The following is a 15,115-nucleotide window of genomic DNA, read 5'->3' as shown; positions in this document are numbered from 1 at the left end:
CCATGAGCTGAAATGTACCTCCCAATATTCGGGACGTCCAGGAAGGGTGACCCATGACAAACAAGGTGCCGCTGACGATGGCGGAGAAGGTGTGGAACGCCCACACGGTGCGTGAACGCGCCGGTGAACCGGACCTTCTCTATATCGACCTGCACCTGTTGCACGAAGTCACCAGCCCGCAGGCCTTCGACGGACTGCGGCAGTCCGGGCGCAAGGTGCGCCGTCCCGATCTGACCATCGCCACCGAAGATCACAACACGCCGACCGACAATCTGCTGACCATCTCCGACCCCGTGTCGCGCACTCAGATCGAGGCGCTGCGCCGCAACTGCGAGGAGTTCGGCGTCCGGCTGCATCCGCTGGGCGACGCCGAACAGGGCGTCGTGCACGTCGTCGGCCCGCAGCTGGGCCTCACCCAGCCGGGCACCACGGTTGTTTGTGGTGATTCCCACACCAGTACCCACGGGGCCTTCGGCGCGCTGGCGTTCGGGATCGGCACCAGCGAGGTGGAGCACGTGCTGGCCACCCAGACGCTGCCGCAGACCCGTCCCAAGACCATGGCGGTGACAGTGGACGGCGAGCTGCCCGAGGGCGTCAGCGCCAAGGACCTGATCCTGGCGATCATCGCGAAGGTCGGCACCGGCGGCGGACGCGGCCACATCGTCGAGTACCGGGGCTCGGCCATCCGGTCGCTGTCGATGGAGGCGCGCATGACGGTGTGCAACATGTCGATCGAGTGGGGCGCCAAGGCGGGCATGATCGCGCCAGACGAGACCACCTTCGCGTATCTGCGGGATCGTCCGCACGCGCCCAAGGGAGAGGAATGGGACGCGGCGGTGGCCGCTTGGTGCCAATTGCCGACCGACGACGGCGCGGTCTTCGACAAGGAGATCCACGTCGACGCCGCCAGTCTGAGTCCGTTCGTCACCTGGGGCACCAACCCCGGCCAGGGCGTGCCGCTGTCGGCCAGTGTCCCGTCCCCCGACGACTTCGACGATCCCAGCCAGGCCGCCGCCGCGCGCAGCGCACTGGACTACATGGACCTGACGCCGGGCACGCCGATGACCGACATCGGGGTGGACGTCGTGTTCGTCGGCTCCTGCACCAACGGCCGCATCGAGGACCTGCGGGCCGCCGCCGAGGTGCTCAAGGGAAAGAAGGTCGCCGACAACGTGCGCATGCTCGTGGTGCCGGGCTCGGCCCGGGTGCGGGCCCAGGCCGAAACCGAAGGGCTGCACGAGGTGTTCACCGACGCGGGAGCCGAGTGGCGGTTCGCGGGCTGCTCGATGTGCCTGGGCATGAACCCCGACCAGCTGGCGCCCGGCGCCCGCTCGGCGTCGACCTCGAACCGCAACTTCGAAGGCCGCCAAGGCAAGGGTGGCCGAACTCACCTCGTCTCGCCGTCCGTGGCCGCCGCTTCCGCCGTCACCGGACGCCTCACCGCGCCCGCCGCCCTGGCCCAGTAAAGGAGAACCCGACCGATGCAGAGCTTCACCGTCCATACCGGCCGCGCCCTGCCGCTGCGCCGCTCCAACGTGGATACCGACCAGATCATCCCGGCCAGTTACCTCAAGCGGGTGACGCGCACCGGCTTCGCCGACGGCCTGTTCGCCTCGTGGCGTGGCGATCCCGATTTCGTTCTCAATCGGGATGCATATGCGGAATCCACCATCCTGGTGACGGGAACCGAATTCGGCACCGGATCCTCGCGGGAACACGCCGTGTGGGCGTTGCAGGACCACGGTTTCCGCGCGGTCATCGCGCCTCGTTTCGGCGACATCTTCCGCGGCAACGCCCTCAAGGGAGGGCTGTTGCCTGTCGAGTTGGACACATCCGCCGTCGAATGGCTGTGGGACGCCGTCGAGGCGGACCCCTCCATAGAGGTCACGGTCGATCTGGAGCGCCGGGAAGTCATTGCCGGGCAACAGGTATGGAAATTCGACCTCGACGATCACAGTCGGTGGCGATTGCTGGAGGGATTGGACGACATAGATCTGACGCTTCGGGACGAATCGGCCATCACGGCCTTCGAATCCGAACGTCCGTTGTGGCTTCCACGGACACTGCCGGTGGCGTGATCATCCCAATTTGTTGACTCGGCGGCGATCCTCAGGCGTGGCCGAAGAAATTTCTTTGCGACACAACGATTTTTCTCTCTGATATGGTTGCGCCCGCGCACGAATCGGCATAACGTGCGGTTTACGGTTCATCCGAACCATTCGAAATATGTTGTCGGGAGGGAAAATCTCGTGAATAAGGCTGAGTTCATCGACGCGCTCGTCGAGCACCTCGGAGACCGGAAGACGGCTCTCAAAGCACTCGACGCGATGCTGGAGGAAATCCAGCGGGCGGTCTCCAAAGGGGAAAAGGTCTCCTTCGCCGGATTCGGCGTCTTCGAAAAGCGCCAGCGCGCCGCGCGCATGGCACGGAACCCGCGCACCGGTGAGGCTGTGCGGGTCAAGAAAACCGTCGTGCCCGCGTTCCGTCCCGGTCAGGGCTTCAAGGAGCTGGTGACCGGCGAGAAGAAGATGCCCAAGCGGTCTACCGGTAAGAAGTCGACGGCCCGCAAGACGACGGCCAAGCAGACGGCTCCGGCGAAGAAGTCGACCACTCGCAAGGCCGCGGCCAAGAAAACTGTCCGCACCGCCTCTAAGGCGGCCAAGTCCGTGACCAAACGGGTGGGTGCCACTAAGAAGACGGCCGCGAAGAAATCCGCTAAGAAAGCGTCCCGCGGACGTTTATCCATAAACCCGAGTGGGTCATCCGTTAGGCCCACAAGCGATCATCAAAAAAGGGGAGTGGCTTAAATATGAAGCCGCTCCCCTCGGTCGTTTCAGGTTTCTCCAGTCACCTTTGGATGGCTATCCGGTCGGTAAGGCGAGCCTTATCCGCCCGCGGCGCGCAGGAATTCCGCGAAGAACACCCCGATGGCCAGCGAGGCCGAGATCGCGGCCAGCAGCCAGAACCTGGTCACGATGGTGACCTCGCTCCATCCGGCCATCTCGAAATGGTGATGTATGGGGGACATACGGAATACGCGCTTTCCAGTGGTCTTAAAGGAGACATACTGGATGATCCGGGACGAAGTCACGAAGACGAACAGTCCACACACCACGGGCAGCAACAGCAGTGTGCGGGTGGCCATCGCCATTCCCGCGATCAGGCAGCCGAGCCCCAGCGAGCCGACGTCGCCCATGATGATTTTGGCCGGAGACGTGTTCCACCACAGGAATCCGACGAGCGCCCCGGCCGCGGCACCGGCGACCAGCGCCACCTCCAGCGGATCGCGGACCTCGTAGCAGGGCCCCAGTTTCGGGACCTCGGCGCACCAGTGCCGGTACTGCCAGAACGCGATGACCACATAGGCCGCCATCACGATGGCCGTCGATCCCGCCGCCAGTCCGTCCAGCCCGTCGGTGAGATTGACGCTGTTCGATGCCGCCATGACGACGAGTACGAAGACGACGAGCGCGCCGATCTCGGTGATGTTGGCCCACGGAAGGTCTCGTACGAGTGAAAGATGTCCGGTGCCCACTGTGTAGCCTTCGGGGCTCGGCAGGTACAGCGCCATCGCGCCGAATCCGGCACCGACGACGATCTGTCCGAGGATCTTGTACCGCCCGGCCAGCCCGCCCGGGTGCCGCTTCACCACCTTCAGGATGTCGTCCAGCAGTCCGATGAACGCGCCGCCCACCAACAGTCCCAGCAACATGAGCCCGGTGACGGTCGGCAGGTGCGGTCGTCCCTGTAGCGGCAGCAGCGACACATGCCCTACCGCGTAGGCGATGACGGTGGCGCAGACGAAGACGATCCCGCCCATCGTCGGGGTTCGCTGCTTGCCCTCGTTGCTGGCCAGACCGAGCTCGTTGCGCACCGGCTGTTGCCAGCGGCGCAACAGCTTGATCGCGAACGGGGTGATGAAGATGGAGATGACGAAGGCAACGATGGCGCCGATGAGCACGGATCGCAAGGGAGCGGGGCCTTTCGGTATTCACTTTGGCAGGCGGCGCCCGACGATACCGTATCCGCCGGTGGGGCCGCATGATCGCTGCCGGTCCACCGGCTCGACCACCCGGCCGCGCGCGCTGTCGTCAGACGCTGAGCCGTTCGGCGGCGACCAGGGTCTTGTGCGAGAACGACAGCACCCACACGCCGCCGGGGGGAGTGTGCACACTGGGCATCGCGACGCCGTCGGTGTCGGCCAGGATCGCCAGCGAGTCGGCGATGACCGGCAGCTGGCTGCACACGACCCCGCCGCCCCCGGTGGCCAGTTCCCGCAGCCGGGCCGCGGCGCGTTCCGGGTTGCCGGGATGTCCGGTGGCGTCGAAGACCTCCTCGCCCTGGATCTCGAGCCCCAGCGCGGCCGACAGCGGGGTGACGGTCTTGACGCAGCGCAACGGGGTGGCCGCGACGATCCTGTGTGGATTGTAGAGGGCCAGCAGCGGCACCAGCCGCGCCGAGTCGCCGCGCCCGGTGGCGTTGAGCGGCCGGGCCACATCGGCGCCGGGGTAGGCGGTCTCGGGTTCGGCCTGGGCGTGCCGCAGCAGCAGCACGGTCGCGGTGACGCGCGGCAGGTCCCGAAACGCCCCCAGCGCCACCTGATCCCGGGGACGCGTCAGCACCTTCTCGGCCTCGGCCAGGCCGAACCAGCGCTGTTCGGTGACCTCGGCGGTGGGGGTGAACGTGGCGCGCTCGTCCAGCGCCCGCATCGACCAGTAGTCGACGATCTTCTCGATCTCGCCGCCCTCACGCGGCAGCGTGTATCGCGCGGTGACCAGGAATGCCTGCGGTATCGGGGTCAGCCCGGTCTCCTCGGCGACCTCCCGGCAGGCCGCCGACAGCGGATGTTCGCCGTCGTCGAGCTTGCCCTTGGGAAGCGACCAGTTGCGGGTCTCCGGCCGGTAGACCCCGGCGACTTCCACTGTGTCTGTTGAGGCGTTGTCCGGTGCCGCGGGGCGCCACAGAACGCCGCCCGCTGCCAAGACGCGATCGTTCACCCTGACACCGTAGCGGTATGCGGCATTCCGGGTCGTCAACCGGCAGGGCCGTGTTGCATGAGCCGTTCGTTGTCCCCCGGAAGGGAAACCCTCACGGCATGGTCGGAAGCCGCAGGCGCACCACGGCACCGTCGGCGCCGGTTTCGAGCTGGACCCGTTGCCCGAGCCGCAACAGCCGCAGCCGGGAGGCGTCGAAGGCGGTCGCGGAGAAGCTCACCGGGGTGCCGTCGTCGAGTAGGACGCCGCCGTCGCGGGTCTCGGGGTCGAAGCTGGCCACAGTGCCCTGCATGCCGCCAGCCTAGTCGGTTCGGCGTGCGGGATTCGTGGCCGAGGTTCGCATTCGGCGTCGGTTATCGCGCCGCGATGCCGTTCAGCAGCGTGTCGACGACCCGTTCAGCCAGGCCCTCGCGTTCGACCTCGTTGTAGTTGCCCATCACCGACATCATCAACAGCGGCGCGCTGAACATCGCGGTGACGGTGTCGATGTCGATGTCGGCGCGCAGTTCGCCGCGCGCGATCCCGCCGCGCAGCACGTCCTTGGTGACCTCGCGGCGCGAGTTCATCGCCTTGTCGTACTGCCGTGCCAGTTCCGGGTTGCGTTTGAGCTCCAGGATCAGGCACGGCAGTATCTTGCCCTCACGGGTGTCGCTGCTGCGGCGGATCGTGTTGGCCAGGACGATCAGGTCGGCGCGGACGCTGTCGCCGTCCAGTTCGGGGATCGCGCCCTTGAGGGTGCCGACGGCGTCGACGACCAACGCCTCCTTGTTGGGCCACCGTCGGTAGATGGTGGCCTTGCCGACACCCGCGCGGGTCGCGATCGCCTCGATGGACAGGGTTTCGATGGAGCCGGACTCGGCGATCAGGTCGAGGGTCGCCTCGGTGATCGCCTCCCCGACGGCGGTGCTGCGCGGCCGACCCTTCGGCCGCACGGCCTGCTGGGTGTCGTGTCTGACATCCATCGTCTCTTCCTTACGCGTCCACGAGCGCCGGTTGCGGCGCCTTGTCGTCGGACTCCCGCTGCTGCGGCGCGGCGGGGGTGGCGTTGCGCCGTGGGAACAGGGTGACCGCCACGATGATGCCGGCCAGTCCGACGAGTGCCGACACGATAGCGGTCGTGTGCATGGCCGCGATGAACGAGTCGGTCGCGGAGTTCATCAGCTCGCGGCCCGCGGGCCCCATCTGCTGGGCGACACCGTAGGTCGAGGCGATCGACTCGGCCGGGTCCACGTCGCCGGTCTCCAGACCGGCCGGGATCTTGCCGCTGATGTCGTCGCGGTACAACTGCGACAGCACCGATCCCAGCACCGCGACGCCCAGCGAACCGCCGACCTGCCGCAACGTGTTGCCCACGGCCGAACCGACACCGGACTTCTCGCGCGGCACCGAACCCATGATGGTGTCCATGGCCGGCGGCATCACGTTGGCCATCCCGGAGCCCTGCACGAAGAACATGACGGCCATGACCCACAGCGGCGTGTCGGCGTCCAGCAGTATGTACCCGGCGAAGGCGGCGGTGATGGCCGTCATCCCGGCGGTAGCCACGACCTTGGGGCCGAAGCGCTTCACCATTCCGGCGCTGAGCGGCGAGAAGATCAGCATGGCACCGGCGAACGGCAGGAACATCAGACCGGTCTCCAACGGGCTGAGCCCCTTGATGATCTGGATGTAGAAGGTCATGAAGAACATCAGGCCCATGGCGGCGAAGAACAGCAGCGAGATGACCGCCGAGGCGCTGGCGAAACGCCGCTCCTTGAACAGCCGCACGTCCAGGGCCGGGTGCGCGATCCTGCGCTCGTACAGCACGAACGCGGCCAGGACGACGACGCCGAACGCGGTCGGTCCCCACACGCCGATCTGGCCCCAGTCACCGGTTTCGCCGCCCTCGATGATGCCGTAGGTCAGCGAGACCAGACCCAGGATGGACAGGATCACGCCGCCGAAGTCCAGCGGGACCTTGTTGGGGTTGCGGGATTCGGGGGCGACGAATCCGATGGCCAGCAGCGCGATGATCACGACCGGCGCGTTGATGAGGAACACCGAGCCCCACCAGAACTGTTCCAGCAGCGCGCCGCCGATGATCGGGCCGATGGCGATGCCGATGCCGACCGCGCCGGACCAGATGCCGATGGCGCGGCCCCGGTCCTTCGGCGCGAACACATTGGTCAAAATGGACAAAGTCGCGGGCATGATGGCCGCGGCGCCGATGCCCATACCGGCACGGGCCCAGATCAGCTGCTCCGGATTCTGGGCGAAGGCCGAGGCCACCGACGTCAGACCGAACAGCACCAGACCGGCCAGCAGCATCCGCTTGCGGCCGATGCGGTCGCCGATCACACCGAACGTGAACAGCAGACCGGCGAAGACAAGGGTGTAGGAGTTGATGGACCATTCCAGTTCGGCCTGGTTGGCGCCCAGGCCTTCCTTCGGGTCGGCGATGACCTTCATCGCCACGTTCAGGACGGTGTTGTCCAGGACGACGACGATGAGGCTGAGCACCAGAGCGCTCAAGATGAACCAGCGACGGGGGTGCCCGGTCTCGGGCAGCGTCGGGGAAGCCTGCTGGGGCACGGTTCCTCCAGGGTGATATGAAACGGGACGGTATCGTATTGCTGAAACGCAGCCTACGCCGATTTAATTCGAAACGGCACCGTTTCGTTTCGTAGATCACAGGAATAGTGCCCACCCGGCGCCGTGGCCGAAACCGTAACGCCGGGGTGTGACAACTACTAGGGAAGTTCCTTGCGACGCGGGGCACCGGCCACCTTGCCGCGCACCTTGCTCCAGCCCCACATGACGACGCCGACCGCGACGGCGCCCAGGACCAGGTAGAAGGCCAGGCCGAGCACCCAGGAGACGGCACTGAAGAGCGCGCCGATCAGCCAGGACACCAGGACACCGGCGACGATGAGTCCGGCCACCGGCAACACGATCCAGGCCAACAGTTTGAAGTTCATCGCGCGACTCTCCTTGAATGCTGTGTGACATTAGCGCTGACTCCAGCATGACACCATTTGCCGTCAACGCCCATCCGGGATAACCCCGAAACCCAGCCCAGTAGGGTTCATCCGACGTTCGAAATGAGGTATCGCGGTGCCCAGAAGCAAAGACAAGCTCGACGCCAAGTACTGGTTCGGCCGCCCCGGCGGTGACCGGCGCGGCTTCTGGCTGCTCGTCGTCGCACAGCCCATCAAGTGGTTCCTGTGGTTCATCGCCAGCCGGACCTGGTCCGGGATGCGGCACGTGCCCATGAAGGGCGGGGTGATCCTCGCCTGCAACCACATCTCGCAGGCCGACCCGCTCGTGGTGGCGCACTTCGTCTACAACACCGGCCGCAACCCGTCGTTCCTGGCCAAGGACGGTGTCTTCAAGGTGCCGGTGGTCGGCAAGCTCATCAAGTGGACCGGCCAGATCCCCGTCTACCGGGGCGGCACCGACGCCGTCAAGTCGCTGCACGCCGCCATCGAGCGCGTCGACAGCGGCGGCTCGGTGATCTTCTACCCCGAGGGCACCACCTCCAAGCAGCCCGAGCACTGGCCGATGCGCGGCCGCACCGGAGTCGCCCGGCTGGCAATGGAAACCGGCGCCCCGGTCATCCCGATGACCGTGTGGGGGCCGCAGCGTATCTTCGACCCCATTCGCAAGAAGGCGCGGTTCCGGTTGCGCGCACCCGTCACCGTCACCGCCGGTCCGCCGGTGGACCTGTCGGCCTGGGAAGGGGCCGAACCCAACGCCGAGAACCTCAACGCGATGACCGATGCGATCATGTTGCGCATCCGTGATCAGCTCGCCGAGCTGCGCGGCGAGGCCGCGCCACCCCTGTACGACCTCAAGGCGGCCAAGAAGAAGAGCAGGGAGGAAACCTGATGGCACACGTGGCGGTTATGGCAGCCGGGTCGTGGGGGACGACCTTCGCCAAGATCCTCGCCGACGCGGGGAACACGGTACGGATGTGGGCGCGACGGGAGAAGGTGGTCGAGGACATCAACGTCCACCACATGAATCCCGACTATCTTCCCGACGTCCCGCTGCTGTCGACCATCACGGCCACCGCGAATCCGCTCGAGGCCCTGGACGGCGCCGAGATGGTCGTCCTGGCCGTCCCCAGCCAGACCCTGCGCGACAACCTGGCCGACTGGGCGCCCCACATCGGCCGTGACGTCACCGTCATCAGCCTCATGAAGGGCGTGGAACTGGGTACGCTCAAGCGGATGAGCGAGGTCATCCACGAGGTGGGCAAAGTGGACTTCGACCGGATCGCCGTGGTGACCGGTCCCAACCTCGCCAAGGAGATAGCCTCCGAACAGCCCACCGCCGCCGTGGTCGCGTGCATCGACGCCGCCCGCGCCGAGCGGGTGCAGGACGTCATCACCACCAAGTACTTCCGCCCGTACACCAACACCGACGTCGTCGGCTGCGAACTGGGCGGCGCGATCAAGAACGTCATCGGCCTCGCCTTCGGTATGGCCTCCGGCATGGGTCTTGGCGACAACACCAAGGCCACCCTCATCACCCGCGGCCTGGCCGAGGCCATCCGGCTCGGCAGCGCGCTCGGCGCCGACCCGCTGACCTTCTCCGGCCTGGCCGGACTGGGCGACCTGGTCGCCACCTGCGTGTCCCCGTTGTCGCGCAACCACACCTTCGGGGTGGCGCTGGGACGCGGCCGCACGCTGGCCGAGGCACAGGAGATCACCCGCCAGACCGCCGAGGGCGTCAAGAGCTGTCGCTCCATTCGCGACCTGGCCCGCGCGCACGACGTCGAGATGCCGATCACCGAACAGGTCGAGAAGGTCTGTTACGAAGGACTGTCCCCCCGGCAGGCGGTCGCCGAACTCATGTCACGCGACACCAAATCCGAGTAGTTGACAAGGAAACCGTATGAAGAAGACGAAGGTCGCCGTTGTCCTGGGTGGACGAAGCGTTGAGCACCCGGTCTCGTGCGCGAGCGCGGCGGGCGTCATCGCCGCCCTCGACCCGGAGCAGTACGAGGTCGTGGCGGTGGGCATCACGCAGGCCGGACAGTGGCTGTCGGTGGACGCGCGATCGGCGAAGCTGGCGCTGGGCGACGGCAACGTGCCCGAGATCAGCGCCGACTCCGGCCAGCACGTGGTGCTGGCCGCGGATCCGACCATGAAGGACGTCGCGATCACCGACGCCGCGGGCGGCGCCCGGGTACTGTCCGACGTGGACGTCGTCTTCCCGGTGCTGCACGGGGCCTACGGCGAGGACGGCACCATCCAGGGACTGCTGGAGATGGCCGACGTCCCCTACGTCGGCAGCAACGTCCTGTCCTCGGCGGCCAGTATGGACAAGGACTTCATGAAGCGGCTGCTCAAGGCCGAGGGCATCCCGGTGGGGGACTACGTCGTCCTCAAACGCGACCAGACCCTGTCGGAGGCGGAGAAGCAGCGGCTCGGGCTGCCGGTGTTCGTCAAGCCCTCGCGCGCCGGTTCCAGCCTGGGCATCAGCAAGGTCACCGACTGGGACGACCTGGACAAGGCGATCGCGACCGCCCGCGCCGTCGACCCCAAGGTCCTGGTGGAGGCCGCCTTCACCGGGGTGCGGGAACTGGAGTGCGGGGTGCTGGAGCGCGAGGACGGCGGCGCGCCGGACACCACCCCGCCGTTCGAGGTGCTGATCGCCGGAACCGAGGGCTGGTTCGACTTCGAGGCCAAGTACCTCGCGTCCGGCTCCCCCTACGACCTGGCGCCGGACCTGCCCGAGGGCACCGCCGAGCGGATCCGGGAACTGGCCGCGCGGGTGTTCACCGTGATGGACTGCTCGGACCTGGCCCGGGTGGACTTCTTCCTGGCCTCCGACGGCACCGTCTACGTCAACGAGATCAACACGATGCCGGGCCTGACCCCCGGTTCCGGGGTCCCGGTGGCCTGGGCCAACGCCGGGGTCGACTACCCCGAACTGGTGGCGCGGCTGGTGCGGCTGGCCGCCAACCGGGGCACCGGACTGCGGTAGCCCGATGCGGAACGTGGTGTGGATCGGCGGCGGTTGCGGCGCCGGTAAGTCCACTCTGGCCAGAATGCTGGCCTTCCGTTTCGACCTGCGGCTGTACCGGGTGGACAGTTTCGCCTACCCGCACCAGCGGCGCATCGATCCGGTGCGGCATCCGCAGATGGCGCGGCTGGCGGCGTTGAGCCACACCGAGCGGTTCGTCGATCCGAGCCCGGCGCAGCTGGCCGCCGACTTCACCGCTTACGCCCACGAGGCGTTCGCGATGGTCCTGGACGACCTGGCGGCGCTGGCCGACGGGCCGCTGGTCATCGCCGAGGGGCCGTCGCTGCTGCCCGAACTGGTCGCGCCGGTGGCCGCCTCGGCCGGGCACACGATCTGGCTGCTGCCCACCTCCGAGTTCACCGACCGGAACCTGTCGCGGCGGTTCGATCCACACAAGGACGACCCGGACGCCAAGCGGCGCCACGACAACCGCATCGGCCGGGATCGGCTGCTCACCGAGGCCATGCGCGCATCCGCCTCCAAGCACGGACTGCCGGTCCTGGACGTCGACGGTTCGCTGAGCCTCGAACAGACCGCCGACAGGCTGAGCGAGCACTTCGCCGACGTCCTGGCCGCCGGTCCGCGCGCCCGCGACGGCGCCGAGCGCTCCCGGTTGCGGCGCGCCGAGAACACCGAGACCCACACGGCCGTGACGATGTTCCTGGAGTCGCTGGGCGACGCCGCCCCTGAGGATCCGCCGCCGGTGACCTTCGCGTGCGAGTGCGAAACCCTTGGCTGCCAGGCCGAAGTGGCGCTGCCGCCGTCGCGGTACCCGTCGCTGGACGACGTCATCGCGCACTGAGGCGACGTCGTATATCAGTTCGAGCCCGAACCGTTGCGGTGTACCTGATTCCCGCACCCCGGCGGGAGTCTGTTAGATATTTGCGTGTGAATTCGCAGGCGCAGGGCGCAGGATGGACCAACCGTGCGCTGACAACGCTCCGGATTACACCCACCACTGTGGTGTCCGTTGGTCTGGTCTGTGGTGTCGCCTCTCCCATCGTGGCCAAGGAGGGGGAGAAGTGGATCGCGGCCGGAGCGTTCCTGGTGCTCATCACCGTGGGCTGCGACCGGCTCTACTCGATGGCGGTGTCCCCTGTGGTGCAGGCCAGCCGCCGCAGCCTCGTCTTCGTGCCGCTGTCGGCCCGGCTCACCGAAGCGGCGTGGCTGTACGGATTCTGGAAGCTCGGGGTGCCGCCCGGAGTGGTCATCGCCGCCGGGGCGCTCTCCTTGGGACACGAGTACATCCGGGCCCGGGGCCAGATCGCCGGGCTGCGCGACATCGGCATCTCCACTTTGGGCGAACGTCCGGGACGGGCACTGACGGCGCTGGCCGGTTACGGCGTCTCGGGCGCGGTGGCGCTGACGTCCACGTCGATGACGGCGGGGCTGACGACCGGCATCCTGACGATGGCGGCCACCGCCTGGCTGCTGCTGGCGGTGCTCGGTTTCGTACAGCTGGCGATCGTGTTGTCGGCTGCGCTGCGCAAATAGCCGTCGGACGCCCCGGTTCACCCGTTCGGAGTTATTCGAACAAATATCCGAGAACCCCTTGCGGAAGTGTCGGGGTCAAGGTTTACTATTCGAGTGTTCGAACGGGCGTTCGCAAGATCGTCTGTTCGAACACCCGGAACGAGCCGTCGCTCCCCCTCCCACCGACCCCGGGGAAGCGGCGGCTCCGACCGGACAACGCATCACTCGCCATTAAAGGGGAAGACAATGCTGGCGACCTTGACCTCGGACACCGACGTGGCGTCCACGAGACCCCTGCCGCAGCGGCCTTCGCAACGGCTGCCCGAGATCCCGGCGCAGACGACCACCGACCGAGATCGGAAGGCGATTCCCGCACGCAGCATGCCGAACCGCTCCCCGCTGGAACTGCTGATCCTGGCCCGGCAGGGCCTCGCTGAGGCCGCCGAGGAGCCGCACGACGGCCCCCGCTACGCCACCGCCCACCTGGCGGCCCTGCGTGCGGCGGCGGCGGTCCTGGCGATCAGGGCCCGTCCGGTGGCCGGTCACCGCAGCCAGGTCACCAACGTGTGGAGCCTGCTGATCCAGGTGGCCCCGGAACTGCGGGAATGGGCGGAGTTCTTCGCCGCCACCGCCCGCAAACGCACGATGGCGCAGGCCGGAGTGGCCAGCGTCGTCACCGCCCGCGAAGCCGATGACCTGCTGCGCGACGCGGACCATTTCGTCAGCGTCGTCACCGATCTCATCGGCCTTCGCTGAGTTGAACGTCTCGACGGGCGGGGTTTCCCTGACACTCCCGCCCCGCCCGTCGGGCTTCGCGTGAGCCGGTGTCGGTGTCTCCCCTGTGCACCGACCGGGCTTCCGCCGGGGCAGGGTCGTCGTTTCCTGCCATCCATTCTGACGACCCTGTCCCGATATTTTTCTGGGCTACCCAGGCCCGCGCCAACCGAAACAGCGATAGAAGGGCATGGATGTCATCCGGTTGCGGACAAGAAGCGTCAGGGCTGACGGTGAGTGTCGACTGTGACCCGCCGGTGCGGCACGCGACCGTGGCGGCGTTCACCGCCCGCGCGCTGGCGGTGCAACTGGACCGCCTGTTCGCCGTGCGGGCCGCCGGTTTCGCGCGGCTGACGCTGACCGCCACGAACGCCGACGGGGTGGTGTTGTGCCGGGAATGGCGGCACGACAACGGTTTCGACGCCGACGAGGTCACCGAGCTGGCCCGCGCTCAGTTGGTCGCGTGGCTGTCGGACGAGGCCGCGACCGGGTTGTTCGCCGTGAGTCTCGTCCCCGGCGACATCCGGCCCTGGTTCACTTTAGAGCGTGAGCCGCGCGGGCTACACGACCGGTTCCACAGTGCCCTCCAGTCGAGCCCGCTCGGCGGCGAACACGACGAGGTGGGTCTCCAGCGACTCGTTCGGTCCCGATAGGACTATCGACTGGTCGTTCTCGGCGACCGCCCGGCAGAAGGTCTCGATCAGCGCGGCGTCACCGCCGCCGTGCCCGGCTCCGGCACCGACCCCGCCGATCGCCTTGACCTTGGAGATCGTGGTCTTCTCGGTGTTGAAGTCGAACACCCGGATCTCCTGGCCGTCGCCCTCGATCATGCCGTGGGAGCCGAAGATCCGGGTCTTGCGGTCCTCGAACGGCGTGAACGCGGTGACGGTGAAGGTGCCGGTGACACCGTTGTCGAACTCCATGTTGACGACCTGGTTGTCGACCACGTCGTTGTCGGTGTGGTAGACGCAGGCGCCGTACGGGCCGTCCTGCAGCGCCTTCTCCAGCTTCGCCTCCTCCAGCACGTCCACGAGGTGGCGGATGGTGAAGGTCCGTTCCCGGAGTCCGGCGGCGTAGATGCGGGTGGCCGAGTACGCGCAGTCGGGTTCGACGGGGCAGGAGGTGCACCGCGTGGTCGCCTTGGCCGGGGCGTTCTCGGGCCGGAAGTGCCGCAGGCTGCCGAAGCTGGACACCCGCTTGAACGGCCGTCCCACCACGTGCCGCAGCCAGTCCAGGTCGTGACAGGACTTGGCCAGCAGCATCGACGAGGACTCGGCCTCGTTGCGCCACGGACCGCGCACATAGGAATGCGCGAAGTGCCAGAACCCGACCGGTTCCAGGTGCTGCACCGAGACGATGTCCCCGATGGCCCCGGAGTCCACGGTCTCCTTGAACGCCTTGGTGTAGGGCGTGTACCGCAGCACGTGGCACACCGCGAAGATCCCGCCGCCCCGGTGGGCGGCGTGCACGATCTTCTCGCACTCGTCAGGGGTGGGCGCCATCGGTTTCTCCAGCAGCACGTGCCAGCCCGCGTCGGCGAAGGCGATCGCGGGCTCGGTGTGCATGCGGTCCTGGGTGCAGATCAGCACCGCGTCGGCGACCCGTCCCGCTTCGGCGAGGTCGCGCCAGCTGTTGAACTGGTTCGCCTCGTCGATACCGTGCTGTCGCGCGAACTGTTCCCGCACTTCGGTTCGGGGTTCGGCGATGGCCACCACCCGCGCCTTGTCGGGGTTGTCGAGGGCCCAGGACGCGTAGGTCGTTCCGCGTCCACCGGCCCCCACCACCGCGATCGTCACAGCAGACATCAGCGAGATCCTTCCTGCCGGGCAACAGAGGGGGAGCTTAACCCGGTCCCCGACGGC

At 67.4% G+C, this 15,115-nt stretch carries 17 protein-coding genes; 10 read left to right on the top strand and 7 right to left on the bottom strand.

The features are described 5' to 3' along the window. Positions 1-53 precede the first annotated feature (53 nt). The 3 genes from leuC to SNAS_RS37365 all read left to right on the top strand — a co-directional run bounded on the left by leuC (position 54) and on the right by SNAS_RS37365 (position 2,807). Entirely contained in the window at positions 54-1,466 is a 1,413-nt protein-coding gene (leuC, locus tag SNAS_RS24710) for a 3-isopropylmalate dehydratase large subunit (protein ID WP_013020207.1), read from the top strand. A gap of 15 nt (positions 1,467-1,481) precedes the next feature. Then, positions 1,482-2,078: a 3-isopropylmalate dehydratase small subunit gene (leuD, locus tag SNAS_RS24705; protein WP_013020206.1), complete on the top strand. Its 597-nt coding sequence runs from the start codon at positions 1,482-1,484 to the stop codon at positions 2,076-2,078. A 171-nt stretch (positions 2,079-2,249) separates the two neighbouring features. Then, positions 2,250-2,807, top strand: coding sequence for an HU family DNA-binding protein (locus SNAS_RS37365; protein ID WP_013020205.1), 558 nt, complete (start codon positions 2,250-2,252; stop codon positions 2,805-2,807). A 77-nt stretch (positions 2,808-2,884) separates the two neighbouring features. On the opposite strand, the gene mraY is transcribed toward SNAS_RS37365, so the two are convergent. The 6 genes from mraY to SNAS_RS24670 all read right to left on the bottom strand — a co-directional run bounded on the left by mraY (position 2,885) and on the right by SNAS_RS24670 (position 7,951). Beyond that, positions 2,885-3,970, bottom strand: a complete 1,086-nt coding sequence (gene mraY, locus SNAS_RS24695) for a phospho-N-acetylmuramoyl-pentapeptide-transferase (RefSeq protein ID WP_041625154.1) — start codon at positions 3,968-3,970, stop codon at positions 2,885-2,887. A 121-nt stretch (positions 3,971-4,091) separates the two neighbouring features. Next, the gene (locus SNAS_RS24690; RefSeq protein WP_013020203.1) at positions 4,092-4,997 is read right to left on the bottom strand and encodes an NUDIX hydrolase; all 906 of its coding nucleotides are present in this window, start codon (positions 4,995-4,997) and stop codon (positions 4,092-4,094) included. 91 nt (positions 4,998-5,088) lie between these two features. Then, positions 5,089-5,286: a hypothetical protein gene (locus tag SNAS_RS24685; protein WP_013020202.1), complete on the bottom strand. Its 198-nt coding sequence runs from the start codon at positions 5,284-5,286 to the stop codon at positions 5,089-5,091. Positions 5,287-5,347: 61 nt separating this feature from the next. Continuing rightward, positions 5,348-5,956 (bottom strand): TetR/AcrR family transcriptional regulator, encoded by a 609-nt coding sequence (locus tag SNAS_RS24680; RefSeq protein WP_013020201.1) that lies wholly within the window; start codon positions 5,954-5,956, stop codon positions 5,348-5,350. A gap of 10 nt (positions 5,957-5,966) precedes the next feature. Further along, positions 5,967-7,565 carry an MFS transporter gene (locus SNAS_RS24675; protein ID WP_013020200.1) on the bottom strand — a complete coding sequence of 533 codons (1,599 nt, stop codon included), beginning with the start codon at positions 7,563-7,565 and terminating at the stop codon, positions 5,967-5,969. A gap of 158 nt (positions 7,566-7,723) precedes the next feature. After that, positions 7,724-7,951 carry a hypothetical protein gene (locus SNAS_RS24670; RefSeq protein WP_013020199.1) on the bottom strand — a complete coding sequence of 76 codons (228 nt, stop codon included), beginning with the start codon at positions 7,949-7,951 and terminating at the stop codon, positions 7,724-7,726. A 136-nt stretch (positions 7,952-8,087) separates the two neighbouring features. Between SNAS_RS24670 and SNAS_RS24665 the strand changes: the two genes are divergently transcribed. The 7 genes from SNAS_RS24665 (at position 8,088) to SNAS_RS24635 (ending at position 13,906) form a co-directional block, all read left to right on the top strand. Next, positions 8,088-8,861, top strand: a complete 774-nt coding sequence (locus SNAS_RS24665) for a lysophospholipid acyltransferase family protein (RefSeq protein WP_013020198.1) — start codon at positions 8,088-8,090, stop codon at positions 8,859-8,861. Continuing rightward, the gene (locus tag SNAS_RS24660; RefSeq protein WP_086013286.1) at positions 8,858-9,856 is read left to right on the top strand and encodes an NAD(P)H-dependent glycerol-3-phosphate dehydrogenase; all 999 of its coding nucleotides are present in this window, start codon (positions 8,858-8,860) and stop codon (positions 9,854-9,856) included. Before SNAS_RS24665 ends, SNAS_RS24660 begins: the two co-directional genes overlap by 4 nt. A 16-nt stretch (positions 9,857-9,872) precedes the next feature. Continuing rightward, a complete protein-coding gene (locus SNAS_RS24655) occupies positions 9,873-10,967 on the top strand; it encodes a D-alanine--D-alanine ligase family protein (RefSeq protein ID WP_013020196.1) in 1,095 nt (364 codons plus the stop codon). Positions 10,968-10,971: 4 nt separating this feature from the next. Next, entirely contained in the window at positions 10,972-11,808 is an 837-nt protein-coding gene (locus SNAS_RS33215) for a hypothetical protein (protein WP_013020195.1), read from the top strand. 158 nt (positions 11,809-11,966) lie between these two features. Then, entirely contained in the window at positions 11,967-12,500 is a 534-nt protein-coding gene (locus tag SNAS_RS24645; protein WP_013020194.1) for a hypothetical protein, read from the top strand. Between the two features lie 297 nt (positions 12,501-12,797). After that, complete coding sequence (locus SNAS_RS24640) at positions 12,798-13,235, top strand: SAV_6107 family HEPN domain-containing protein (RefSeq protein ID WP_425281052.1); 438 nt, start codon at positions 12,798-12,800, stop codon at positions 13,233-13,235. Positions 13,236-13,486: 251 nt separating this feature from the next. Further along, positions 13,487-13,906, top strand: a complete 420-nt coding sequence (locus SNAS_RS24635; protein WP_041625153.1) for a hypothetical protein — start codon at positions 13,487-13,489, stop codon at positions 13,904-13,906. Here the strand turns inward: SNAS_RS24635 and SNAS_RS24630 are convergent. Continuing rightward, positions 13,814-15,058 carry a Gfo/Idh/MocA family protein gene (locus tag SNAS_RS24630; RefSeq protein WP_013020192.1) on the bottom strand — a complete coding sequence of 415 codons (1,245 nt, stop codon included), beginning with the start codon at positions 15,056-15,058 and terminating at the stop codon, positions 13,814-13,816. The genes SNAS_RS24635 and SNAS_RS24630 overlap by 93 nt on opposite strands. Positions 15,059-15,115: the final 57 nt, after the last annotated feature.

Origin of the sequence: Stackebrandtia nassauensis DSM 44728 (assembly GCF_000024545.1) — a bacterium.
Taxonomy (GTDB): Bacteria; Actinomycetota; Actinomycetes; order Mycobacteriales; family Micromonosporaceae; genus Stackebrandtia; species Stackebrandtia nassauensis.
The sequence above is the reverse complement of the archived record's forward strand: the minus strand, read 5'-3'. Positions and strand labels throughout refer to the sequence as shown.